This window comes from Pseudomonas sp. MS646 (genome assembly GCF_036693845.1).
Lineage (GTDB): Bacteria > Pseudomonadota > Gammaproteobacteria > Pseudomonadales > Pseudomonadaceae > Aquipseudomonas > Aquipseudomonas chlororaphis_E.
On sequence record NZ_CP144763.1, the window covers coordinates 4,652,954 to 4,674,845 of the forward strand.

A 21,892-nucleotide genomic window follows, 5' to 3' on the forward strand; every position below is an offset into this window, starting at 1 on the left:
CCGCTGGCGATAACTCCTTTCTATACTGCGGCATAAGGTCGCACACACATACAGACCTTTACTTACTTGGCCATTTGGCCCGTAGGCGCTCCGTTGGGGGGCGATGGCAATAACAAAGGAGTGACTGACTATGATCCATCATGTCGTGGGACTCTTTACCCACCCTGATCAAGAATGGAAGGAGATCCGTGGCGATCAGGAGGAAAGCATCAGCCACATGTACCTGACCCACACGCTGATCCTGGCGGCCATCCCCGCCATATCGGCGTTCATCGGTACCACGCAGGTGGGCTGGGTCATCGGCAACCGCCCTCCGGTGATGCTGACGCAGGAAAGCGCGCTGTGGATGACGGTCATGTCATACCTGGCGATGCTGGGCGGCGTGGCGGTGATGGGCGCCTTCATCCACTGGATGGCCCGCACCTACGACGCCAACCCGAGCCTGGCCCGTTGTGTCGCGTTTGCCACCTACACGGCAACCCCTTTGTTCATCGGTGGCCTGGCGGCGCTCTACCCGCACATGTGGCTGGGGATGATCGTCGGCACGGCGGCCATCTGCTACACGGTCTACCTGCTGTACGTGGGCCTGCCGACCTTCATGAACATTCCCCAGGACGAAGGCTTCCTCTTCTCCAGCTCGGTGCTTGCCGTCGGCCTGGTGGTGCTGGTTGCCATCATGGCGTTCACGGTGATCGTCTGGGGCCTGGGCGTTGGCCCGGTGTATACCAATTAACCGCAAGAAGCCCCTCCGATAACAAGCAATCCTGCCAACACAGGCCGCCGCAAGGCGGCCTTCCTGTGTTGGCAATGACGAAAACGACCGCTGGGCGCCCCGGCGATTCGCAACGGTCGATGCTTGCGGCATACTCGGGTTTCTGGAGACCCGTACAGCATGCTCGAGCAACTCAATACCCGCGTCGAAGAGTGTTACCAACAAGCCGAAGCCTTTTTCAAACGTCCTTTCAAACGCCCGGTGGTCAGCTTCAAATTGCGTGGCCAGAAAGCCGGGGTCGCTCACCTGCATGAGAACCTGCTGCGCTTCAACCCACAGTTGTACCGGGAAAACGCCGATGACTTCCTCAAGCAGACCGTTGCCCACGAAGTCGCACACCTGATCGCCCACCAACTGTTTGGCGAGCGCATCCAGCCCCATGGCGAAGAGTGGCAACTGATCATGCGCGGGGTGTACGAACTGCCGCCCAATCGCTGTCACACCTACGCCATCAAACGCCGCAGCGTGACTCGCTACATCTACAAATGCCCGTGCGACGGCAGCGACTTCCCGTTCTCAGCCCAGCGCCACAGCCTGGTACGCCAGGGACGCAGGTACTTGTGTCGCAGTTGCCGGGGGACGTTGGTGTTCAGTGGGGAGACGCGGGTGGAATAGCCTGATTTTGCGGTGCCTGGACTGACCTCTTCGCGAGCAAGCCCGCTCCCACAGGGGACTTGTGTACACCGTAGGTCCGATGTGGGAGCGGGCTTGCTCGCGAAGGGGCCCTAAAAAGCACTACAAAATCACCTTGTCACCGCGCAATTGGGCAATCTGCTGCGCACTAAACCCCAGCTCCCCCAACACCTGGTCCGTATGCTCCCCAACCTTCGCGCCAATGTGCCGGGGCGCGGGCAGCCCATCCGAAAATTTCAGCGGACACGCCATCTGGGCCTGGTGCGAACCATCGCCCCGAGGCACCTGGGTCACCACCTCGCGCGCCTGCAACTGCGGGTGCTGCAACGCTTCGTCCAACCCCAGCACCGGCTCGACACAGGCATCGATGCCCGCGAACAACCGGCACAACTCGGCGAAATCATGTTTTTCGAACTCGACCTGCAGCGCCTGCTTGAGCGCCCGCTGTTGCGCGGGGTCGGGCGAGAGGCCCTGGGTCGCCAGTTCCGGTCGCCCCAAGGCCTCGCACAGGGCCTGCATGAAACCCGGCTCCAGGCTGCCCACCGACATCCAGCGGCCCTCCCGCGTGCGGTAATAGTCATAGAAACTGCCGCCATTGAGCATCTGGCTTTCAAACCCTGGCACCTGACCGCAGGCCAGGTACCCGGCACCGGCCAGGGCGTTCAGGCTGAAGACACAGTCGGTCATGCTGATGTCCAGGTGCTGGCCCCGCCCGGTCTGCTGCCGGGCGATCACCGCCGCCAACAGCCCGATCACCCCGTGCAGCGAGCCACCGGCGATATCGGCTGCCTGGATCCCCAGCGGCAGCGGCCCGCTGTCGGCGCGGCCGGTGTGGCTGGCCAGGCCTGCCACGGCCAGGTAGTTGATGTCGTGGCCGGCGCGTTCCTTGTACGGCCCGGTCTGGCCGTAGCCGGTGATCGACACGTAGATCAGCCGCGGGTTGATGGCCTTCAGCGCTTCGTATCCCAGGCCCAGTCGCTCCATGACCCCGGGCCGGAACTGCTCCAGTAGGATGTCGTGGTCGGCGAGCAAGGCCTCGATCACCGCCAGCGCCTGTGGTTGCTTGAGGTCCAGGGCGAGGCTGCGCTTGTTGCGGTTGAGGTACGCGTGGCTGGCCGACATCCCGTGGTCATGGGGCGGCAGCATCCGCAACAGATCCGCACGGGTCGGCGACTCGATGCGCAGCACCTCGGCGCCCATGTCGGCCAGCAGCAACGAGGCGAACGGGCCGGGCAGCAGGGTCGAAAAGTCCAGAACCTTGAGCGATGCCAGTGGGCCTTGCATGAGCGATCTCCGAGGGGTGATGGCTCAAGCCTAGGCAGGGATGAGAGGCGGGGCAATTACCGCGGGTGTTGTTTGGGGTGACCAATGCGCTCAAGAAGCGAGCCGTGGCGAGGGAGCAAGCTCCCTCGCCACAGGGGATGCAGTGGCCTTTTCGTCAGTCATGAAAAAACCCGCCGAGGCGGGTCTTTTCAGTGCAGGCTGACGCTTACTTCACAGCGCCCGGTGCTTCGGCTGCCGCAATCTGCTCGTCCTCTTCGCGGACGTCGGAGATGCCGCGACCACCGGAAGCCAGTTCGGCGTGCAGTTGGTCTTCGTCCAGTTCCTTGACCCACTTGGCAACCACGACCGTGGCAACGGCGTTGCCCACCAGGTTGGTCAGGGCGCGGGCTTCGGACATGAAGCGGTCGATACCCAGGATCAGCGCCAGGCCAGCCACCGGCAGGTGACCCACGGCCGACAGGGTGGCGGCCAGTACGATGAAGCCGCTACCGGTCACACCGGCGGCCCCTTTGGACGACAGCAGCAACACCAGCAGCAGGGTGATCTGGTGGGTGATGTCCATGTGGGTATCGGTGGCCTGGGCGATGAACACCGCGGCCATGGTCAGGTAGATCGAAGTACCGTCCAGGTTGAACGAGTAGCCGGTCGGGATGACCAGGCCAACGACAGACTTCTTGGCGCCCAGGCGTTCCATCTTGATCAGCATGCGTGGCAGGGCCGATTCCGACGAGGAGGTGCCCAGCACGATCAGCAGCTCTTCACGGATGTAGCGAACCAGCTTGATCACGCTGAAGCCGTGGATGCGGCAGATGGCACCCAGCACGACCAGCACGAACACCACGCAGGTGATGTAGAAGCAGATCATCAGCTGGCCCAGTTGCACCAGCGAACCGACACCGTAGGCACCGATGGTGAAGGCCATGGCACCGAATGCACCCAGGGGCGCCAGTTTCATGATCATGTTGATGATGATGAACATGACGTGGGCGAAGCGGTCGATGAAGTCCAGGACCGGCTTGCCGTAGGCGCCCAGGCGATGCAGGGCGAAACCGAAGATCACCGAGAACATCAGCACTTGCAGGATGTCGCCGTTGGCGAACGCGCCGACGATGGTGTTCGGGATCACGTTGAGGATGAAGGCAACGATGCTCTGGTCTTTACCGGCGGAGATGAAGCCGGCGATCTTGCTGGTGTCCAGGGTCGACACGTCGATGTGCATGCCGTTACCCGGTTGCACGACGTTGACCACGACCAGGCCGATCAGCAGGGCGATGGTGGAGACGATCTCGAAGTACAGCAGCGCATAGCCGCCAGTTTTGCCGACCGACTTCATGTTCTGCATGCCGGCGATACCGCTGACGACGGTACAGAAGATGATCGGGGCGATGACCATTTTGATCAGTTTGATGAACCCGTCACCGAACGGCTTGAGGGCAACACCGGTCTGCGGGTAGAAGTGGCCGAGCAAAATACCGATGGCAATGGCTACGATCACCTGGAAATACAGGGATTTGTACAGGGGCTGACGAGTCGTCATGGCAAACCTTCCTCAAGCGTCCCGTGCGACAACATCCACCTGTCGTCCACGAAACCTCAATCTGCGAACCCTCCTGCACTGGAGGGATTTGTTTTGTCGGCTGCACGCGGCAGACCTACCTAACGCATCGCAAAGCGCGTGCCATTTTTGCGAAACCTCCTACATCCGGTATAGCAGACGGGATGGCGCATTCCACAAGGGTTTAAACATGGCGTGTAAGGTGGCGGATTTCCGCCTGATGGCCGCTTCCCGCTCCGGAATTTGGCGGATATCCGCCTTGTCCAGGTCCGTCGCGCTGCTACCATCGCCGGCTTAACGGACGGATTTCTTGCCATGCGCCAACGCACGATCGCCAGCCATTTCGCCCGCGCAGCCCTGGGTGGCGCGCGCCGGCAAGGCTTCGATTACCTTCCCCTGCTGCAACAGTTGGGCATCAGCTCCCAATTGCTGGAGGAGTCACGGGCGCGCATCGCGCCGGAACAGTTCGCGCGCCTGTTGCAGGCGCTGTGGCAACAACTGGACGATGAATACCTGGGGTTCGGCCGGGCGCCGAGTAAACCCGGGACGTTTGCAATGATGTGCCACGCGTTGATCCACTGCCGAACCCTGGGCAAGGCGCTCCAGCGCGGCCTGCTGTTCTACGGCCTGTTCCCCGACGCCCCGCGCCTGTCGCTGGAAGCCGAAGGCGAGCGGGTCCGGCTGGTGCTGGACGACTCGACGCTGTGGGACCCGGATCACTTCCTGAGCGAAAGCCTGCTGGTGATCTGGCATCGCCTCGGCAGTTGGTTGATTGGCCAGCGGATCGGCCTGGAACAGGCGACGTTCGGCTACGCGAAGCCCGCCCACGCGGCCGAGTACGACTTGCTGTTCCCCTGTCCGTTGGTGTTCGGGGCTCCCAGCAGCAGCTTGTTGTTCCACAGCCGCTACCTGGACATGCCGTTGCTGCAGGACGAACGTACCCTCAAGCATTTTCTCGAACGCTCCCCCGCCGACCTGCTGTCGCGCCCCGACGATGGCCACAGCCTGAGCAGCCAGCTGCGGCGCCTGCTCAGCCGCGACACGGCACGCTGGCCCGACCTGGACACCGTGGCGAGCCACCTGCACATCAGCCCCCAGACGCTGCGTCGGCACCTGCGCGAGGAAGGCACCAGTTTCCAGGCGCTCAAGGACCAATTGCGGCGGGATATCGCCATCTATCATCTGGGACATGCGCAGCTGTCATTGCAGGAGATTGCCGAGCAGTTGGGGTTCTCGGAACCGTCGGCGTTTCATCGGGCGTTCAAGAAGTGGACGGGGGTGACACCGGGGGCTTATCGGGAGCAGGAGAACTAGGGGGTAACATCCAACCTCTGTGGCGTGCTGCCGGCCCCTGTGGCGAGGGAGCTTGCTCCCGTTGGGCTGCGAAGCGGCCCTAAAAACTTGCGAGCGCTGCGCACTCGAGCGGGAGCAAGCTCCCTCGCCACAGGCCCCGCCGACACAGCAAAAATGTCAGTCACACCACCGGAAAATGAATCCGGAACGCCGCGCCGCCCAGTTCCGAATCCCCCAGGGTCAACGTGGCGCCGTAGCTTTCGATGATGTCCTTGACCACCGCCAGGCCAATCCCCTGCCCCGGGTGCTGGCGGTCCAGCCGTTCGCCACGCTGGAGGATCCGCGCCCGCTGGTCCGGCGGCACGCCTGGCCCGTCGTCCTCGACACACAGCTCCATGCCGCCGAGGGTCTGGTGCACGCTGACCCGCACCTCACCCAGGCATAGCCGGTAAGCGTTTTCCAACAGGTTGCCGAGCATCTCCAGCAAGGCGCCCTGCTCGATCGGCACCTGGCAGTGCTCCGGCAGGTCGAAACCGACGTTGACCCGTTTGTCGCGGTAGACCTTGTCCAGGGTGTCGCACAGGCTCTGCAATACCGGACGCAGGCGCACCTGATGACGCACCAGCCCGCTCTTGCGCAGGCTGGCCCGTTGCAACTGGTAACCGATCTGCTGGCTCATGCGTTCGATCTGGCTTTGCAGCACCCAGGCCTGTCCACGCTCCTCGGGGCGCCGAGCCATGTCTTCGCTGACGCCCTGCAACACCGCCAGCGGGGTTTTCAGGCTGTGGGCCAGGTCGTCGAGGGAGTCACGATAACGGCTGCGCTGCTCGCGTTCGCTGTACAACAGGCGGTTGAGAGAACCGGTCAGGCGCAGCAACTCCCGCGGATGCTCGGTGCTAAGACTTTCCCGGGCGCCGCTTTCGATTTCGTCCAGCTCCTGGCTCAGGCGCCGCAACGCCCGAAGGCCCCAGGTCAGGCCGATCCACAACAGCGCCAGCAATACCAGCAGGGCCGCGCCAAAACCCAGGTAGAGATTGTCCCGCAGGCCTTGCAGGGTCACCTCGTAGTCGCGGACCGGTTGCAGGGTGACAATACTGAAGGCCGCGTTCTGCCCGCCGAGCAGTTGGATCTCGACGTCATAGACGAAAAACTCCTGGCCATCGTTCTCGCGGATTCGCGCGAACTGGTTGCCCTGGCCGTCGTAGCGCGGCGTGTAGTTGATGTTTTCTTCCCGCGTGGCCTTCGAGCGCCACACCAATCGCCCGTCGCGGTCATAGATGTAGCCCAGCAACCGGGCATCGGCGAGGTTGAAGCGCTCGTCGGGCAGTTGCGTCGGCATCTTCAAGCGGTTGTTTTCCACCCGGGCGGCGGAAATCAGCGTGGTCACGTCCGACGCCAGGCGCTGCTCGATGGACTCCTGCAACGCCAGGCTGAACGCACCTTGCATCGCCGGCAGCAGCGCCAGCATGAACAACACCGCCAGGGTCATGGCGGCCAGCATCAAGCGCAGGCGTAGCGAACGAATCACTGGCAGCGCTCGTTGAACAGGTAGCCCAGCCCGCGCACGGTGTCGATCGGCTTGAAGCCACCGGGGGCCTCCAGCTTGCGGCGCAGGCGCCCGACCAGCACTTCGATGACATTCGGATCGCGCTCGTCGTCATCGGGATACAGCTGTTCCATCAAGCGGTCCTTGGCGACCACCTGCTGGTGATGACGCATCAGGTACTCGAGGATGCGGTACTCGTAGGCGGTCAGGGCCAGGGGTTCTTCGTCGAGGGACGCCTGCTTGCGGTTGAGGTCCAGCAGCAATGGCCCGGCAACGATGGTCGACTGGGTGAAGCCGCTGGAGCGCCGCAACAGCGCATTCAGGCGGGCTTCCAGCTCTTCGAACTGGAAGGGCTTGACCACATAGTCGTCGGCCCCGGCGGCCAGGCCCTCGACCTTGTCCTGCCAGTTGCCGCGGGCGGTCAGGATCAGGATCGGGAACGTCTTGTCCTGGGAACGCAGCCGGCGGATCAGCTCCAGGCCGCTGATGCCCGGCAGGCCGAGGTCGACGACGGCCAGGTCATGGTTGAATTCCGCGACCTGGTACAAGGCCTCCTCGGCATTGGCGACGGCCTGCACCACGTGGCCGCTGTCGGTGAGACGGGTTTGCAGGTGATGACGCAGCAGAGCCTCGTCTTCGACGACCAGTAATTTCATGAAGCCTCTCCCCAGGCAAATCAAACGATCCAGTGCTGTATACCGCAACGAAAGGCGCCGGATCGTCTTGGGCCGATCCGGCGGGATACGCTCACCCCACGCCGCTTAGAACGTGTAGTTGGCCGACAGGTAGGTCTGAGCGCTGCTGGTCAGGTCCAGCGAGCCGACCTTGTCGCCGCCGTGGGGGCTCATCTCGGTGCTGGCGTTGCTGCGCAAGTAACGGTAACCCAGTTCTACCGAGGTGTTCTGCGAAATTTGTTGCAGGACGCCGCCCTGCAAGCCCACGGCGTAACCGATGTCGCTGTCGCGGCTGTAGCCGGGGGAATCCTGGGTCAGCTTGGTCAGGCCCGCTGTGCCACCGCCGAACAGCTTGGTGGTGCTGGTGACCGGATAGAACACGTCGTAGCTGCCCAGCAGGTTTTCCTGGCGCAGCTTGATGCCGTTGTGAGTACCCGAGACATTGTCATAGGTGGCGTAGTAGCGACCCTGATCGTTCTGCTTGCCCAGGCGAATGCCATAGGTGGTGTCTTTACCGATGATGCCGTCGGCGTTCGGGTGGTTCAGGTTGTCGTTCAAGGCATCGGACTTCTTGACCTTGTCGCTGGTCTGGCCCAGGGTCAGGCTGGCGAAATTGTCATCGGCGTGGGCCATGGCGCTGGCGCCCAGCACGGTGAAAGCCAGCAGCAGTTTCTTCATCGCAGTCATGATCAAATTCCTTTCAAGCGTGGGTGGTGGGTGAAGTCGCAGTCACGTTAACCAGCGGTCCCTGAACACCCCTTGAACGTTCTCTGAACCTTGGCTGAATGAATCGGCTAGAGTGTCTTGTCCCATACGCCCCCCTCTCAAGGAGATCCACCATGCGCAGGTTGCTTGCCGTTGCACTTCTGGCCCTCAGTGGCATGAGCCACGCCGCTGTCCAGACCCAGGAGATTCCCTACACCAGTGCCGACGGCACGAAGCTGATCGGCTATTACGCTTTCGACGACGCCGTCAAAGGACCGCGCCCGGGCGTGGTGGTGGTGCACGAGTGGTGGGGGCTGAACGATTACGCCAAGCGTCGCGCCCGTGACCTCGCCGGCCTGGGCTACAGTGCCCTGGCCATCGACATGTACGGCGATGGCAAGAACACCGAGCATCCGAAGGACGCCATGGCGTTCATGCAGGCCGCGCTCAAGGATGGCAAGGCCGCCAGTGCGCGCTTCCAGGCCGGGCTCGACCTGCTGAAGAAGCAGCCCCAGACCGACCCGGACAAACTCGCCGCCATTGGTTACTGCTTCGGCGGCAAGGTGGTGCTGGACGCCGCGCGCCAGGGCGTGCCGCTGGCCGGCGTGGTGAGTTTCCACGGTGCCCTGGTGACCAATACCCCGGCCACGCCCGGCAGCGTCAAGGCCAAGGTGCTGGTCGAGCACGGCGCGCTGGACAGCATGGTCACTGAGGAGAACGTGAAGGCGTTCAAGAGCGAGATGGACAAGGCCGGCGCCGACTATAAGTTCGTCAGCCTCGACGGTGCCAAGCACGGCTTCAGCAACCCTGACGCCGACCGCCTGAGCCACGGCGAGCACGGCGGGCCGGACATTGGCTACAACAAGTCGGCCGACGAAAAATCGTGGGCGGACATGCAGGCGTTCTTCAAGAAAATCTTCGATTGATCCTGTAGATCCGTGGCGAGGGAGCTTGCTCCCTCGCCACAAAAGCCTTGTTCACTCAGGGCATCATTGCTCCCACTACCCAGCTCCCGGGCAACCCGGCAAAATGCCCGCCATGAACGCACTCCCCACCCTACCCGCCTGCTGCTCGCCCCTGGATGAACACTGGCCGTTGCCCGAACCCCTGCCCGGTACGGTGCTGCTGAGCACCCGCTTCGATCCAGCACGGCTGGGCGCGGATGACTTCCTGAACAGCGCCATCGAGCCGCCGGCGAGCATCCAGCGTTCGGTGGCCAAGCGCCAGGCCGAATTCCTCGCCGGGCGCATCTGTGCCCGGGCCGCTTTGCAACGGCTCGATGGCCAGCCTTGCGTGCCGGCCATTGGCGAAGACCGGGCCCCGGTGTGGCCGGCCCATGTCAGCGGCTCGATCACCCACAGCAACGGCCACGCGGCCGCCATCGTCGCCAGGAAAACCCACTGGCGAGGACTCGGCATGGACCTGGAAAACCTGCTGGAACCCGAGCGCGCCGAGCGCCTGTGCGGTGAAATCCTCACCCCACCCGAGCTGCTGCGCATGGCCACCCTAAGCCGCGATGACCGGGCCCTGCTCGTGACCCTGACCTTTTCCGTGAAGGAAAGCCTGTTCAAGGCGCTGTACCCCCTCGTTGGGCAACGCTTTTATTTCGAGCATGCCGAGGTGCTGGATTGGACGCGCGATGGACAAGTGCACCTGCGCCTGCTGACGGACCTGTCGACCGAATGGCGCCATGGCAGTGAGCTGCAGGCGCAGTTTGGGGTGCGGGATGGGCAGTTATTGAGCCTGGTGGGGATCAAGGCCTGAGGTTGTTGGGTTTGGGAAGGCCTCATCGCGAGCAAGCTCGCTCCCACAGGTCGAGCGCGCGCCAATGTGGGAGCGAGCTTGCTCGCGATGAGGCCAGTACAGACACCCCACCTATCAAGACCGATCCTGATGCCGCGGCCAGCTCAAGCTGAAACATGCCCCGCCCAGGCTCTTGCTCTTGCCGATCAACGCCCGGCCGTCGTGCCAGTGGATGATCCGCCGCACGATCGACAGGCCCAGACCATGCCCGCCCGAAGCGCGGGCGCGGCTGTCGTCCAGGCGCAGGAAGGGCTTGAAGATGCGCTCCCAGGCCGCCTCCGGCACGCCTGGCCCGTCATCCTCCACGTCCACCCGACAACGTAACTGGCCCACCTGGTAGCTGACGGTCACCCGCGAGCTGGCGTGGCGCATGGCGTTGCCCACCAGGTTCTGCAAGGCCCGGTGCAGGAACCGTGGCTCGGCCTCGACCCAGGCGCCGTCACAATCGGCGGCCGACAGGCATAGCCCGCGCTCGACGGTGATACCAGCGCGCAACGGGCCCAGTTCATCGATCACCTGATTGACCAGCGCGTCCAGGTCGACCCGCTGGAAATTCAACGCCGGCGAACCCTGCTCCAACCGGGCGTAGGTCAGCATCTCGTCCACCAGCCGGTCGAGGTCTTCGATGTCGTGGTCCATGCCCGCCAGGTATTTGTCCCGGGCCTGGGGCGTGGAGGCCGTGCCGAGCATTTCCAGGCCGAAGCGCAGGCGCGCCACCGGGGTGCGCAGTTCGTGGGACACCGCTCGCACCAGCTCACGTTGGATCGCCAACAGTTGTTGCAAGTGCTCGGCCATGCCGTTGAACGCAGCGGCCAGGCGCCCGACCGAGTCGGCGCCGCGAGCCGGCACCCGGGTTTCCAGGCTGCCCTGGGCGATTTGCGTAGCGGCCGACTCCAGGCCACGCAGGCGCCGCTCCAGTTGACGCACCAGCAGGTAGACGATCAGGCCAATCAGGCTCAACCCCAACGCCGCGATCAGCACCAGCCATTGCGGCGGATAAGGGTTCATCTGGTACAGCGGCCCGATCTCCAGGACCCACGGCGTGCCGACCATGCCGGCGAACACGCGGATCGAATCGCCGCCCTTGCCCAAGGCCATCACCGTATCGCCCTCGGACACCCGGCGGCGCTGGTCTTCGTCCATGTCCGCCTGCTCGGCGGTCATGAGGCGCAAATCGAAACCAAAGCCTTTTTCCTCCTTGAGTTGGGCGAGCCTCCGGGGTTGCTCGGCCACCGGGTAGCGCACCAGTTCGTCGGCCAACAGGTAGATGGTCGCCCGCGCCAGTTGCTCGCTGATCTGCTGGACTTCCCCCACCAGCACCAATTGCTCGCCATCGCTGACCAGGCGGTAGACCTTCGCCGCGTGGGGCCCGGTCTGCTCGACCAACGCCTGGCCCCGCAGCACGCGGGTGCGTTGACTGAGGTCCAGGTGGGTCTGGGTGAATGTCTGCACCGTCAGGGGAATGCCCAGCAGGCGCTCCCAGACCAGCAGCGCTCGGTGCCGTTCGGTGTCGTTCATCGGCCGCAGGTTGTCGGCCATCAACGAGAACGTGCCGTGGGCCAGGCGCTCGCGGTATTGCTCGCTGCGGGCCTGGTTGAGCAGGTGCAGGGCCAGCACGCCCAGCACCGCCACCAGCACCAGGGCCGCGCACATGCCGCCATAGATACGCAGGAAGATCGAGTTCACGGCGCCGCGTCTACACAGGCTTCGGGCACGAACAGGTAGCCTTTGCTGCGCACGGTCTTGATCAGCCGTGGATGGTCCGGGTCGTCGCCGATCTTGGGACGGATGCGCGAAATGCGTACGTCGATGGACCGGTCCTGGCCGTCATAGCCGATGCCGCGCAGCGCGGTGAAGATTTCTTCCCGGGACAGGATGCGCCCGGCGTTCGACACCAGCAGCCACAGCAGGTCGAACTCGGCGCTGGTCAATTCGATGCCATTGCCCTGCAACCAGGCTTCGCGCAGGGCATTGTCCACCACCAGCGGGCCGAACTCCAGGCGGCGCGGCTTTTGCGTGGCGGACGGTTCCGGCTCACTGCGTCGCAGCAGGGCCTGGATCCGCGCCAGCAGCAGGCGCGGGCGCACAGGCTTGCAGACGTAATCGTCGGCGCCCAGGTCCAGGCCCTGGATCTGGTCGGTGTCGTCAGTGCGGGCCGTGAGCATCAGGATCGGTCCGTCATACTGCTCGCGCACCTTGCGGCAGATGCTCAGGCCGTCTTCGCCGGGCAGCATCAGGTCGAGGATCACCAGGTCCGGTTGTTCGGCAATGATCCGCGCCGCCGCCACCGCCCCATCGCCCTCGATGGCGACGCGCAAGCCGTTGCTTTCGAGGTACTCACGGGTCAGCTCGGCCAGACGCTGGTCATCCTCGACGATCAATACCTGCCAGGCTTCTTGTTCCACTGGGGGCCTCGTCTTGCTGTGAGTATAAAAAAGAAGGATCAGCACTTACCTGTGGCGAGGGAGCTTGCTCCCGCTCGATTGCGCAGCAATCGCAAAAAGCGGGGCCGCTTCGCAGCCCAGCGGGAGCAAGCTCCCTCGCCACAACAGTGCTCGCTCCAAAGGTTCGAATACAGCCCCCTCTTTTTGTCATATCAAAGGAGGATAAACATGCCAGCACACCGGCCGATTGTATAAACGCCACCCCCGGAGAAAACAAGCCATTAAATGCGTGCGGTCAGCCGGGATTTGTGTGGTAACGTCCGCGCCCGCAAAAACCACCGGACTGTTTTCGGCTGGTTGAAAACGATGAAAAAAGCCTCGCTCCAGCTAGGTCGCGGCCTACAGCGTAGTTCCATGTTTCGCACACAAATTACGCACAGGCTTATCCACAGGTAGTACGTTGCATCACCCCCCAAAACGCATTATCTTGTAGCCCGCCGCGCAAAAAACCCTACATGTAGGGGTTCAGGCCAAAAACCAAACACTAGTTGGACAGAGATTTCAAGCGCTTTTCTTGCTTCTGTCCAACTGAAGCACCGCGTTTCCCCAAGCCCAGACCGCCCCTGCGGATGGCGACCGTTTCGAGGTCGAAAACGACCACAACGGTACGGGTGTTGCAGTCCATTGCTGCCACCCGCAAATCCGGTTCCGAGCCCCGGCTCGCAACCCGAGAACTTCGGATGGAAACAGCGCCATACGCCTGTTTCCTACTGTCCCGAAGTTGTTATACCCGGCGCGCCAGCCGGTTGTAGTGCTTCAGGACGGAACGGTGGGCACCGTGATGGTGCCCAAACAAACATAGAGACTGTGGAGACACCCATGCACACCGACACAACTCGCGAGAACCCGCAGGGCACCGCGCCGCTGGCCGCCGATTCGAGCCCGGATCTGTCCGCCACCGCACCGGGCCAACTGCGTGTGATCAAGCGTAACGGCACTGTCGTCGCTTACACCGATGACAAGATCACCGTCGCCATCACCAAGGCCTTCCTCGCAGTTGAAGGTGGCACCGCCGCCGCTTCGTCGCGAATCCACGACACCGTGGCCCGCCTGACCGAACAGGTCACCGCGACCTTCAAGCGTCGCATGCCATCGGGCGGCACCATCCACATCGAGGAAATCCAGGACCAGGTCGAACTGGCCCTGATGCGTGCCGGCGAGCAGAAAGTGGCCCGCGACTACGTGATCTACCGTGACTCCCGCGCCAAGGAACGCGCCACCCGCGCCCCCAGCGAAGCCCCGGTACAAGCCCACCCGTCGATCCGCATCGCCCGCACCGATGGCAGCCTGGCACCGCTGGACATGGGTCGCCTGAACACCATCGTCACCGAAGCCTGCGAAGGCCTGGAAGAAGTCGACGGCGACCTGATCCAGCGCGAAACCCTGAAGAACCTCTACGATGGCGTCGCCCTCAAGGACGTCAACACCGCCCTGGTCATGACCGCGCGGACCCTGGTGGAGCGCGAGCCGAACTACTCCTTCGTCACCGCCCGCCTGCTGATGGACACCCTGCGTGCCGAAGGCCTGAGCTTCCTGAACGTCGCCGAGAGCGCTACCCACCACGAGATGGCCGACCTGTACGCCAAGGCGCTGCCGGCCTACGTGGCCAAGGGTATCGAATTCGAACTGCTGAACCCGGTGCTGGCGTCCTTCGACCTGGAAAAACTCGGCAAGGCGATCAACCACGAGCGTGACCAGCAGTTCACCTACCTGGGCCTGCAAACCCTGTACGACCGTTACTTCATCCACAAGGACGGTATCCGCTTCGAACTGCCGCAGATCTTCTTCATGCGCGTGGCCATGGGCCTGGCCATCGAAGAGAAGCAGAAAGAAGACCGTGCCATCGAGTTCTACAACCTGCTGTCGTCCTTCGACTACATGGCGTCGACCCCGACCCTGTTCAACGCCGGCACCCTGCGTCCACAGTTGTCCAGCTGCTACCTGACCACCGTTCCGGACGACCTGTCGGGCATCTACGGCGCGATCCACGACAACGCCATGCTGTCGAAATTCGCCGGCGGCCTGGGCAACGACTGGACCCCGGTGCGCGCATTGGGCTCGTACATCAAGGGCACCAACGGCAAATCCCAGGGCGTCGTGCCGTTCCTCAAGGTGGTCAACGACACCGCCGTCGCGGTCAACCAGGGCGGCAAGCGCAAAGGCGCGGTCTGTGCGTACCTGGAAACCTGGCACATGGACATCGAAGAGTTCATCGAGCTGCGCAAGAACACCGGTGACGATCGCCGTCGTACCCACGACATGAACACTGCCAACTGGATCCCTGACCTGTTCATGAAGCGCGTCTTCGACGACGGCAAGTGGACCCTGTTTTCGCCGTCCGAAGTACCGGACCTGCACGACCTGACCGGCAAGGCCTTCGAAGAGCGCTACGAGTACTACGAAGCCCTGACCGAGTACAACAAGATCAAGTTGTTCAAGGTCGTCCAGGCCAAGGACCTGTGGCGCAAGATGCTCTCGATGCTGTTCGAGACCGGCCACCCATGGCTGACCTTCAAGGATCCGTGCAACCTGCGCAGCCCGCAGCAGCACGTGGGCGTGGTCCACAGCTCGAACCTGTGCACCGAGATCACCCTGAACACCAACAAGGACGAGATCGCCGTCTGCAACCTGGGCTCGATCAACCTGCCGAACCACATCGTCGACGGCAAGCTGGACACCGCCAAGCTGCAACGCACCGTGAACACCGCCGTGCGCATGCTCGACAACGTGATCGACATCAACTACTACTCGGTCCCACAGGCGAAGAACTCCAACTTCAAGCACCGTCCGGTCGGCCTGGGCATCATGGGCTTCCAGGATGCGCTGTACCTGCAACACATCCCGTACGGTTCCGATGCCGCGGTCGAGTTCGCCGACAAGTCCATGGAAGCGGTCAGCTACTACGCGATCCAGGCGTCCTGCGACCTGGCCGACGAGCGCGGTGCCTACGAGACGTTCCAGGGCTCGCTGTGGTCCAAGGGCATCCTGCCGCTGGACTCGCAACAGATCCTGATCGCGTCCCGTGGCGAGAAGTACATCGACGTTGACCTGAACGAATCCCTGGACTGGGCACCGGTTCGCGCCCGTGTTCAGAAAGGCATCCGTAACTCCAACATCATGGCCATCGCCCCGACCGCCACCATCGCCAACATCACCGGCGTGTCGCAGTCGATCGAACCGACCTACCAGAACCTGTACGTGAAATCGAACCTGTCGGGCGAGTTCACCGTGATCAACCCCTACCTGGTCCGTGACCTCAAGGCCCGTGGCCTGTGGGACTCGGTCATGATCAACGACCTGAAGTACTACGACGGTTCGGTGCAGCAGATCGAGCGCATCCCGCAGGAACTCAAGGCGCTCTACGCCACCGCGTTCGAAGTGGACACCAAGTGGATCGTCGACGCCGCCAGCCGTCGCCAGAAGTGGATCGACCAGGCTCAGTCGCTGAACCTGTACATCGCCGGCGCCTCGGGCAAGAAGCTGGACGTGACCTACCGCATGGCCTGGTACCGTGGCCTGAAGACCACCTACTACCTCCGTGCCCTGGCCGCTACCAGCACCGAGAAGTCGACCATCAACACCGGCAAGCTGAACGCTGTTTCCAGCGGCGGCAACCACGGTGACGACTCGGTCCTGGCCGCTCCCGCCGGCCCGGCGCCAGTGCCAAAGGCCTGCGCGATCGACGAGCCGGATTGCGAAGCTTGCCAATAAGCTGAGCCGGCGGGCGTTGCAAAGCGCCCGCTGAAAGAAGCCCCCGATAGACCGCTGGTTTATCGGGGGTTTTCTTTTGTCTGGAGGAAAGTAGCGCCTGACCTGGCCCCATCGCGAGCAAGCTCGCTCCCACAAGGGAACGCATTCCAATGTGGGAGCGGGCTTGCTCGCGAAGGCGTCGGTACATCCAACAATTGTCATTGACTGAACCACCGCTTTCGCGAGCAAGCCCGCTCCCACAGGGATCTGAATGAACACAGGTCTATTCGCGATACGGCCAAAACAAGCGGAGCAGAAAAAAGCCCCTCTTGCGAGGGGCTCCTTGTGCAGCCTTCAAGCCACCTGAGGCATCAGGTCATCTGAATGATGGTCTGCATGATGGTGCTTTGGGTGGAGATGGTCTTGGCGTTCGCCTGGTAGTTGCTCTGCGCCTTGATCAGCTCGACCAGTTCGTTGGTCAGGTTGACGTTGGACTCTTCCAGGGAGTTGGAGACGATCGAACCCAGGGTGCCAGTGGTTGGAGCGTCGTAGCCCGGGATACCCGAGTCGAAGGTTTCCTTCCAACTGGTGCCACCTACCGGTTGCAGGCCCTGCTCGTTGGTGAAGCTGGCAAGGGCGAGCTGGCCGATCGGCTTGGTCTGGTTGTTGCTGAAGTTGGCCAGCAATACGCCGCTGCCGTCGATGGTCAGGTTGGTGATCTGGCCGGTGGCGTAGCCGTTCTGGGTCGGAATCGAACGCGCAGTGTCGGCGTTGAACTGCGTGGTGTTGGTCATCGAGATCGTGATGCTTGGCGCACTCGCAGCTCCATTGGCCGCCCACACGCCGTTGGTCACGGTGCCCGGCACCCAGCCCGTCAGCACCAGGTCGTTGTTGATGGTCGCAGGAGGCGTGCTCACCTGGGTCAGCTTGCCGCTCGAATCGAAGGTCATGGTCGAAGGCACCGGTGCGGTCGCCCCCGTCGTGGTCGGCAAGCTGCCGTTGAGGTTACGACCGTCGATCAGCGTATAGACGTTCCAGGTGTTGCCAGCCGTCTTGACCATGTACTGGTCCATGGAGTGCTGGTTGCCCTGGGTGTCATAGACCGGGGTGGTGAACTGCTTGGTGAAGGTCGCCGTGTCGCTCGGGTTGAACGCCGCGGTGATCGCCGGCGCCGTCGAGTTCAGGTTGATGGTCGACGACACCAGGCTGGTCGCTTGCGGCGGCAGGTTGGAGGTGTCGATGCGCAGGTCGGTCAGGATGCCGTTCTGGATCTTGCCGTTGGCGTCCACACCGTAGCCTTGCAGGCGCGAAGTGCCATCGGTGTTGGTGATGAAGCCTTCCTTGTCGGTCTTGAAGGTACCGGCACGGGTGTAGCTCAGCGAACCGTCGTTGCTCAGGACGAAGAAGCCCTGGCCCTGGATGCCCATGTCCAGCACGTTGCCGGTGTTGTTGACGTCACCCTGGCCGAACTGTTGGGAAACGTTGGCCAGGCGCACGCCGTTGCCGACGGTCTTGCTGCCCGAACCCAGCTTGGTGGCCGAGTAGACATCTTCGAATTCCGCGCGAGACGATTTGAAACCGGTGGTCGCCACGTTGGCGATGTTGTTGCCGGTAACGTCCAGCTGCTTGTTGGCTGCATAGAGACCGCTAAGGCCGATGTTGAAAGACATTTTCCACTCCTTTGCCGGGTTAGTCGGCTCTTACATACCAATAGTTTGTACTTTGGACAGGGCGATGCTGCCCAGCCCGGCGAGGTTGAGCATCAACTCACCGCCCGTCTGGCTGATCGTCACGCTGCTGACCGTTGCCGGCAGGTTGGTGATCAGCGACGTGGCCTGGCCGTCGATAGTCGTCGAGGCCGCGAAGGTATAAGTGCCCGACTCGACCGTCGTGCCCGCGTCGTTCTTGCCATCCCAGATGAAGGCGGAGTTGCCGGCCTTCTGGCTGCCCAGGTCGATGGTGCGCACGGTCTTGCCGTCCTTGTCGACGATCTTGACCGCGACGGAGGAAACCGATGCCGGAACCACCACCGTGCCGTTGAGGCTCTTGGAGGTATCGACCACGGCCTTGTCGCCCGGGGCAATGACCGAGCGCCCGACCAGCGACGACGCCTGCAAGGCTTGGGACGAGTTGTAGTTGCCGGCGATACCGCTCACCGTCTGGTTGAGGGTGGTGATGCCTTCCAGGCTGCTGAACTGCGCCAGTTGGGCCACGAACTCGCCGTTGTCCTGGGGCTCCAGCGGGTTCTGGTTTTTCAGCTGGGTAACGAGCAGTTGCAGGAACGCATCCTTGCCCAGCTCCTTCTTGCCGGTCGCCGCGCTGGTGGCCGAGGTCAGGCTGTCGCTGGCGCTAGTGGTCTTGACCGACGAGTTCGCCAGGATCTCGTTGAGACTCAGACCACCGGTGGTGTTGGTAACACTCATGTGACTCGCCCCTTATCACTGACCGAGGGTCAGGACCTTCTGCATCATGGTTTTGGCGGTGTTCATCATTTCGGCGTTGGTCTGGAACGAACGACTGGCGGAAATCATGTCGGCCATTTCCTCGACGACGTTGACGTTCGGGTAGTAGACGTAACCCTTGGCGTCGGCAGCCGGATGGTTAGGCTCGTAACGTGCTTCGAGGTTGCTCTGGTCTTCGACCACGCCCAACACCTGCACGCCCTGCCCGGCCGCGTCCTGCTCCTGGAACAGCGAGTCGCTGCCGCCGTTCTGGCCAGCCTGGAACATGGTGGCGAACACCGGGTGACGAGCACGGTAGGTCTGGTCGATGCTCGACGACACGGTCTCGGCGTTGGCGATGTTACTGGCGACGGTGTTCAGGCGAGTGGTCTGGGCACTCATGGCACTGCCGGCGATGTTGAATACGCTCGCGATCGACATGGATTACTCTCCGCGCAGGGCCGATACCAGCCCTTTGAATTTGCTGTTGAGCAGCGTGAAGCTGGCCTGGAAGTTCACGGAGTTCTCCGCGTAGTTGGACTGTTCCAGTTGAGCGTCCACGGTGTTCTGGTCGATGGACGGTTGCATCGGCGTGCGATACATCAGCGACTCGTCGCCATTGCCCAGGCCCTCGGCCTCGATATGACGGCTGTTGGTCATGTTCAGGGCGAAGCTGCCGTTCTTGGTCTTCTCGTTCTGCTCGGCGAGCACTTTGGAGAAGTCCAGATCCCGGGCCTTGTAGTTCGGGGTATCGGCGTTGGCGATGTTGTTGGCCAGGACTTCGGCACGCTGGGCGCGGAAGCTCAGGGCCTTTTCATGGATACCGAGCGCTTTATCGAAGCTGATGCTCATGGCACAAACCTTTGGGTGACCAATGTACGTACGATGGCTATAGCAAGCGTCGTGCCACTTTCCAAAAGCCCATAAACCGGGGCTTTGCGGGCAGCGGCAAGGCGGCAATGCCAGAAAAGCGGCAATGGGCTTCCGCTTGGCTGCCGCTTTTCTGCCGCTCTCAGCGTCAACGGCGATTAATGGTGGGAGCGGGCTTGCCGCGAAAGCGGTGTATCAGTCGGCATCAATGTCTCTATTGGATCGCCTTCGCGGGCAAGCCCGCTCCCACAGGAGATTGGGGGGATTTGATGAAAGGTGGCAGGCAAAAAAAGGGAGCCTTAAAGGGCTCCCGTTTTTTGACACACCGGCCAATCACTTCGCCTGGTAGATGATCCCCGGGCTGCACTGGACCATCTGGTAATGATCCGGCAAGCCGTTCAACGCCTCGGAAGCCCCGAGGAACAGGTAGCCACCGGGCTTCAGGGTGCCGTGGATACGCATCAGGATGTCCTTCTTCACTTCGGCCGAGAAGTAGATCAGCACGTTGCGGCAGAACACGATGTCGAACTTGCCCAGGCTGGCATAGCTGTCCAGCAGGTTGAACGAGCGGAACTCCACCCGATTCTTGATCGGTGCCTTGACCACCCAACGCCCCGGCCCCTTCGGATCGAAGTAGCGCTGCAAGCGATCGGGCGACAGGCCGCGACCGATGGCCAGGCTGTCGTACTCGCCGGTCTTGCAGTTGTTGAGCATGGTCCCGGACAGGTCGGTGGCGACGATCTGCACGCCCCCCTTCAACTGGCCGATGTTGGTCCGCTCGAACTCGTCGATGGACATCGACAGCGAATACGGCTCCTGTCCCGACGAGCAGGCCGCCGACCAGATCCGCAGGCGCTGGCCCGGACTGGCCTTGATGGCCGCCGGCAGCACTTTGTTCTTCAACACCTCGAACGGATAGGTGTCGCGAAACCACAAGGTTTCGTTGGTGGTCATGGCGTCCACCACCATCTCGCGCAAGCCACTGCGCGGCTGGGTCTGGATGCGCTGCACCAGCTCGCCCAACGTCTTGAGGCCCTGTTGCTCCATCAATTTGTTGAGACGGCTCGACACCAGGTATTGCTTGTTTTCACCAAGCAATATGCCACAGGCTTTTTCCAGGAAGACCCGGAACTGTTCGAAATCCAAATTACCCGTAGACAAGATACCGCCTCTTTCATTGTATTGATGTGCCGGGCGCACAATGCGCCCGACCTTTTATTCTACTGACTTGATTCGATCGACCACCCGGGACGCCAGGTCATCGGGCCGGAATTTTGCCAGGAAATCGTCGGCACCGACCTTCTTGACCATCGCCTGGTTGAACACCCCGGACAACGACGTGTGCAAGATGATATGCAGTTTCTGCATACGCGGGTCGCTGCGGATCTCCGAAGTGAGGGTGTACCCGTCCATCTCCGGCATCTCGATGTCGGAGATCATCATCAGGAACTCCTCTTCCGGCTTCTTGCCCTCGTCGACCAGCGTGCGCAGGTAATCCAGCGCCTGCCGACCGTCGTTCAATGCAATCACCTCGACGCCGATGGTTTGCAGGCAACGGGTCACCTGCTTGCGCGCCACCGACGAATCATCCACGGTCAGCACCCGCAGCGAAATCGCCTTGTGCTGGGTTTCGGCATCCACCACACCCTGGGAAATCGTTTCCGTGGTCGGCGCCACTTCGGCGAGGATTTTCTCCACGTCGATGATTTCCACCAACTGGCTATCGACCCGGGTCACCGCCGTCAGGTAGTGATCGCGACCGGTGCCCTTGGGCGGCGGATGGATCTCCTCCCAGTTCATGTTGACGATGCGTTCCACCGAGCGCACCAGGAAACCCTGGGTCTTGGTGTTGTACTCGGTGATGATCACGAACGGATTGCTCTGGTCCATCAACCGCCCCGAACCGGTCGCCATCGCCAGGTCGAGGATGGGGATGGTCGCTCCCCGAATGTTTGCCACACCGCACACCACGGGACTGGACTTGGGCATCAGGGTCAGCTTGGGGCATTGCAGCACCTCGCGCACCTTGAATACGTTGATCCCGTACAACTGCTGGCCGTCGAGACGGAACAGCAACAGCTCCAGGCGATTCTGACCGACCAGCTGTGTCCGCTGGTTTACCGAGTCCATTACTCCCGCCATGCCCTGACTCCTACCTAACGCTAATGGGTCCGACGCGCAT

At 62.4% G+C, this 21,892-nt stretch carries 19 protein-coding genes; 6 read left to right on the forward strand and 13 right to left on the reverse strand.

The annotated features are described in order from the left end of the window. Positions 1–130: 130 nt before the first annotated feature. Both V3H56_RS20355 and V3H56_RS20360 read left to right on the forward strand, forming a co-directional pair. Positions 131–733 carry a Yip1 family protein gene (locus V3H56_RS20355; protein WP_047736546.1) on the forward strand — a complete coding sequence of 201 codons (603 nt, stop codon included), beginning with the start codon at positions 131–133 and terminating at the stop codon, positions 731–733. 159 nt (positions 734–892) lie between these two features. After that, complete coding sequence (locus tag V3H56_RS20360; RefSeq protein WP_042731779.1) at positions 893–1,387, forward strand: SprT family zinc-dependent metalloprotease; 495 nt, start codon at positions 893–895, stop codon at positions 1,385–1,387. A 120-nt stretch (positions 1,388–1,507) separates the two neighbouring features. On the opposite strand, the gene V3H56_RS20365 is transcribed toward V3H56_RS20360, so the two are convergent. Then, positions 1,508–2,689: a CaiB/BaiF CoA-transferase family protein gene (locus V3H56_RS20365; protein ID WP_338473817.1), complete on the reverse strand. Its 1,182-nt coding sequence runs from the start codon at positions 2,687–2,689 to the stop codon at positions 1,508–1,510. Positions 2,690–2,894: 205 nt separating this feature from the next. Continuing rightward, entirely contained in the window at positions 2,895–4,226 is a 1,332-nt protein-coding gene (locus V3H56_RS20370; protein WP_042731781.1) for a dicarboxylate/amino acid:cation symporter, read from the reverse strand. Positions 4,227–4,559: 333 nt separating this feature from the next. Between V3H56_RS20370 and V3H56_RS20375 the strand changes: the two genes are divergently transcribed. Next, entirely contained in the window at positions 4,560–5,558 is a 999-nt protein-coding gene (locus V3H56_RS20375; protein ID WP_338473818.1) for an AraC family transcriptional regulator, read from the forward strand. Positions 5,559–5,718: 160 nt separating this feature from the next. Here V3H56_RS20375 and V3H56_RS20380 read toward each other — a convergent pair whose 3' ends face one another. The 3 genes from V3H56_RS20380 to V3H56_RS20390 form a co-directional block, all read right to left on the reverse strand. Continuing rightward, positions 5,719–7,065: an ATP-binding protein gene (locus V3H56_RS20380; protein ID WP_338473819.1), complete on the reverse strand. Its 1,347-nt coding sequence runs from the start codon at positions 7,063–7,065 to the stop codon at positions 5,719–5,721. Then, positions 7,062–7,739 carry a response regulator gene (locus tag V3H56_RS20385; RefSeq protein ID WP_047736550.1) on the reverse strand — a complete coding sequence of 226 codons (678 nt, stop codon included), beginning with the start codon at positions 7,737–7,739 and terminating at the stop codon, positions 7,062–7,064. The genes V3H56_RS20380 and V3H56_RS20385 overlap by 4 nt, the downstream gene beginning before the upstream one ends. Positions 7,740–7,844: 105 nt before the next feature. Beyond that, positions 7,845–8,444, reverse strand: coding sequence for a membrane protein (locus tag V3H56_RS20390; protein ID WP_042731785.1), 600 nt, complete (start codon positions 8,442–8,444; stop codon positions 7,845–7,847). 152 nt (positions 8,445–8,596) lie between these two features. Here V3H56_RS20390 and V3H56_RS20395 point away from each other — a divergent pair, with 152 nt between their 5' ends. Together V3H56_RS20395 and V3H56_RS20400 are read left to right on the forward strand one after the other, a co-directional pair. Then, complete coding sequence (locus tag V3H56_RS20395; protein WP_042731786.1) at positions 8,597–9,388, forward strand: dienelactone hydrolase family protein; 792 nt, start codon at positions 8,597–8,599, stop codon at positions 9,386–9,388. Between the two features lie 112 nt (positions 9,389–9,500). After that, entirely contained in the window at positions 9,501–10,226 is a 726-nt protein-coding gene (locus tag V3H56_RS20400; protein WP_338473820.1) for a 4'-phosphopantetheinyl transferase, read from the forward strand. Between the two features lie 114 nt (positions 10,227–10,340). Here V3H56_RS20400 and V3H56_RS20405 read toward each other — a convergent pair whose 3' ends face one another. Then, entirely contained in the window at positions 10,341–11,951 is a 1,611-nt protein-coding gene (locus V3H56_RS20405; RefSeq protein WP_338473821.1) for an ATP-binding protein, read from the reverse strand. Continuing rightward, positions 11,948–12,670: a response regulator transcription factor gene (locus V3H56_RS20410; RefSeq protein ID WP_042729792.1), complete on the reverse strand. Its 723-nt coding sequence runs from the start codon at positions 12,668–12,670 to the stop codon at positions 11,948–11,950. Before V3H56_RS20410 ends, V3H56_RS20405 begins: the two co-directional genes overlap by 4 nt. Before the next feature lie 858 nt (positions 12,671–13,528). On the opposite strand from V3H56_RS20410, the gene V3H56_RS20415 reads away from it, so the two are divergent. Continuing rightward, positions 13,529–16,420 (forward strand): ribonucleoside-diphosphate reductase subunit alpha, encoded by a 2,892-nt coding sequence (locus V3H56_RS20415; RefSeq protein ID WP_338473822.1) that lies wholly within the window; start codon positions 13,529–13,531, stop codon positions 16,418–16,420. A gap of 350 nt (positions 16,421–16,770) precedes the next feature. Here V3H56_RS20415 and flgE read toward each other — a convergent pair whose 3' ends face one another. From flgE to V3H56_RS20445, 6 genes are all read right to left on the reverse strand, one after another. Further along, positions 16,771–18,069: a flagellar hook protein FlgE gene (gene flgE / locus V3H56_RS20420; protein WP_042729794.1), complete on the reverse strand. Its 1,299-nt coding sequence runs from the start codon at positions 18,067–18,069 to the stop codon at positions 16,771–16,773. A gap of 30 nt (positions 18,070–18,099) precedes the next feature. After that, entirely contained in the window at positions 18,100–18,822 is a 723-nt protein-coding gene (gene flgD / locus V3H56_RS20425) for a flagellar hook assembly protein FlgD (protein ID WP_042729795.1), read from the reverse strand. A gap of 15 nt (positions 18,823–18,837) precedes the next feature. Beyond that, a complete protein-coding gene (flgC, locus tag V3H56_RS20430) occupies positions 18,838–19,281 on the reverse strand; it encodes a flagellar basal body rod protein FlgC (RefSeq protein ID WP_042729796.1) in 444 nt (147 codons plus the stop codon). 3 nt (positions 19,282–19,284) lie between these two features. Then, the gene (gene flgB, locus V3H56_RS20435; RefSeq protein ID WP_304554500.1) at positions 19,285–19,692 is read right to left on the reverse strand and encodes a flagellar basal body rod protein FlgB; all 408 of its coding nucleotides are present in this window, start codon (positions 19,690–19,692) and stop codon (positions 19,285–19,287) included. Positions 19,693–20,043: 351 nt separating this feature from the next. Further along, positions 20,044–20,871: a protein-glutamate O-methyltransferase CheR gene (gene cheR, locus V3H56_RS20440; protein ID WP_042729798.1), complete on the reverse strand. Its 828-nt coding sequence runs from the start codon at positions 20,869–20,871 to the stop codon at positions 20,044–20,046. A 54-nt stretch (positions 20,872–20,925) separates the two neighbouring features. Further along, positions 20,926–21,852 (reverse strand): chemotaxis protein CheV, encoded by a 927-nt coding sequence (locus V3H56_RS20445; protein WP_042729799.1) that lies wholly within the window; start codon positions 21,850–21,852, stop codon positions 20,926–20,928. Positions 21,853–21,892: the final 40 nt, after the last annotated feature.

Bases quoted from the DNA above. Each gene is read 5' to 3' on its own strand.
- V3H56_RS20385 (WP_047736550.1), bottom strand. From the start codon at position 7,739: ATGAAATTACTGGTCGTCGAAGACGAGGCTCTGCTGCGTCATCACCTG.
- V3H56_RS20390 (WP_042731785.1), bottom strand. From the start codon at position 8,444: ATGACTGCGATGAAGAAACTGCTGCTGGCTTTCACCGTGCTGGGCGCC.
- V3H56_RS20355 (WP_047736546.1), top strand. From the start codon at position 131: ATGATCCATCATGTCGTGGGACTCTTTACCCACCCTGATCAAGAATGG.
- V3H56_RS20445 (WP_042729799.1), bottom strand. From the start codon at position 21,852: ATGGCGGGAGTAATGGACTCGGTAAACCAGCGGACACAGCTGGTCGGT.
- V3H56_RS20395 (WP_042731786.1), top strand. From the start codon at position 8,597: ATGCGCAGGTTGCTTGCCGTTGCACTTCTGGCCCTCAGTGGCATGAGC.
- flgB (WP_304554500.1), bottom strand. From the start codon at position 19,692: ATGAGCATCAGCTTCGATAAAGCGCTCGGTATCCATGAAAAGGCCCTG.
- V3H56_RS20415 (WP_338473822.1), top strand. From the start codon at position 13,529: ATGCACACCGACACAACTCGCGAGAACCCGCAGGGCACCGCGCCGCTG.
- V3H56_RS20375 (WP_338473818.1), top strand. From the start codon at position 4,560: ATGCGCCAACGCACGATCGCCAGCCATTTCGCCCGCGCAGCCCTGGGT.
- V3H56_RS20370 (WP_042731781.1), bottom strand. From the start codon at position 4,226: ATGACGACTCGTCAGCCCCTGTACAAATCCCTGTATTTCCAGGTGATC.
- V3H56_RS20400 (WP_338473820.1), top strand. From the start codon at position 9,501: ATGAACGCACTCCCCACCCTACCCGCCTGCTGCTCGCCCCTGGATGAA.
- flgD (WP_042729795.1), bottom strand. From the start codon at position 18,822: ATGAGTGTTACCAACACCACCGGTGGTCTGAGTCTCAACGAGATCCTG.
- flgC (WP_042729796.1), bottom strand. From the start codon at position 19,281: ATGTCGATCGCGAGCGTATTCAACATCGCCGGCAGTGCCATGAGTGCC.
- V3H56_RS20365 (WP_338473817.1), bottom strand. From the start codon at position 2,689: ATGCAAGGCCCACTGGCATCGCTCAAGGTTCTGGACTTTTCGACCCTG.
- V3H56_RS20360 (WP_042731779.1), top strand. From the start codon at position 893: ATGCTCGAGCAACTCAATACCCGCGTCGAAGAGTGTTACCAACAAGCC.
- flgE (WP_042729794.1), bottom strand. From the start codon at position 18,069: ATGTCTTTCAACATCGGCCTTAGCGGTCTCTATGCAGCCAACAAGCAG.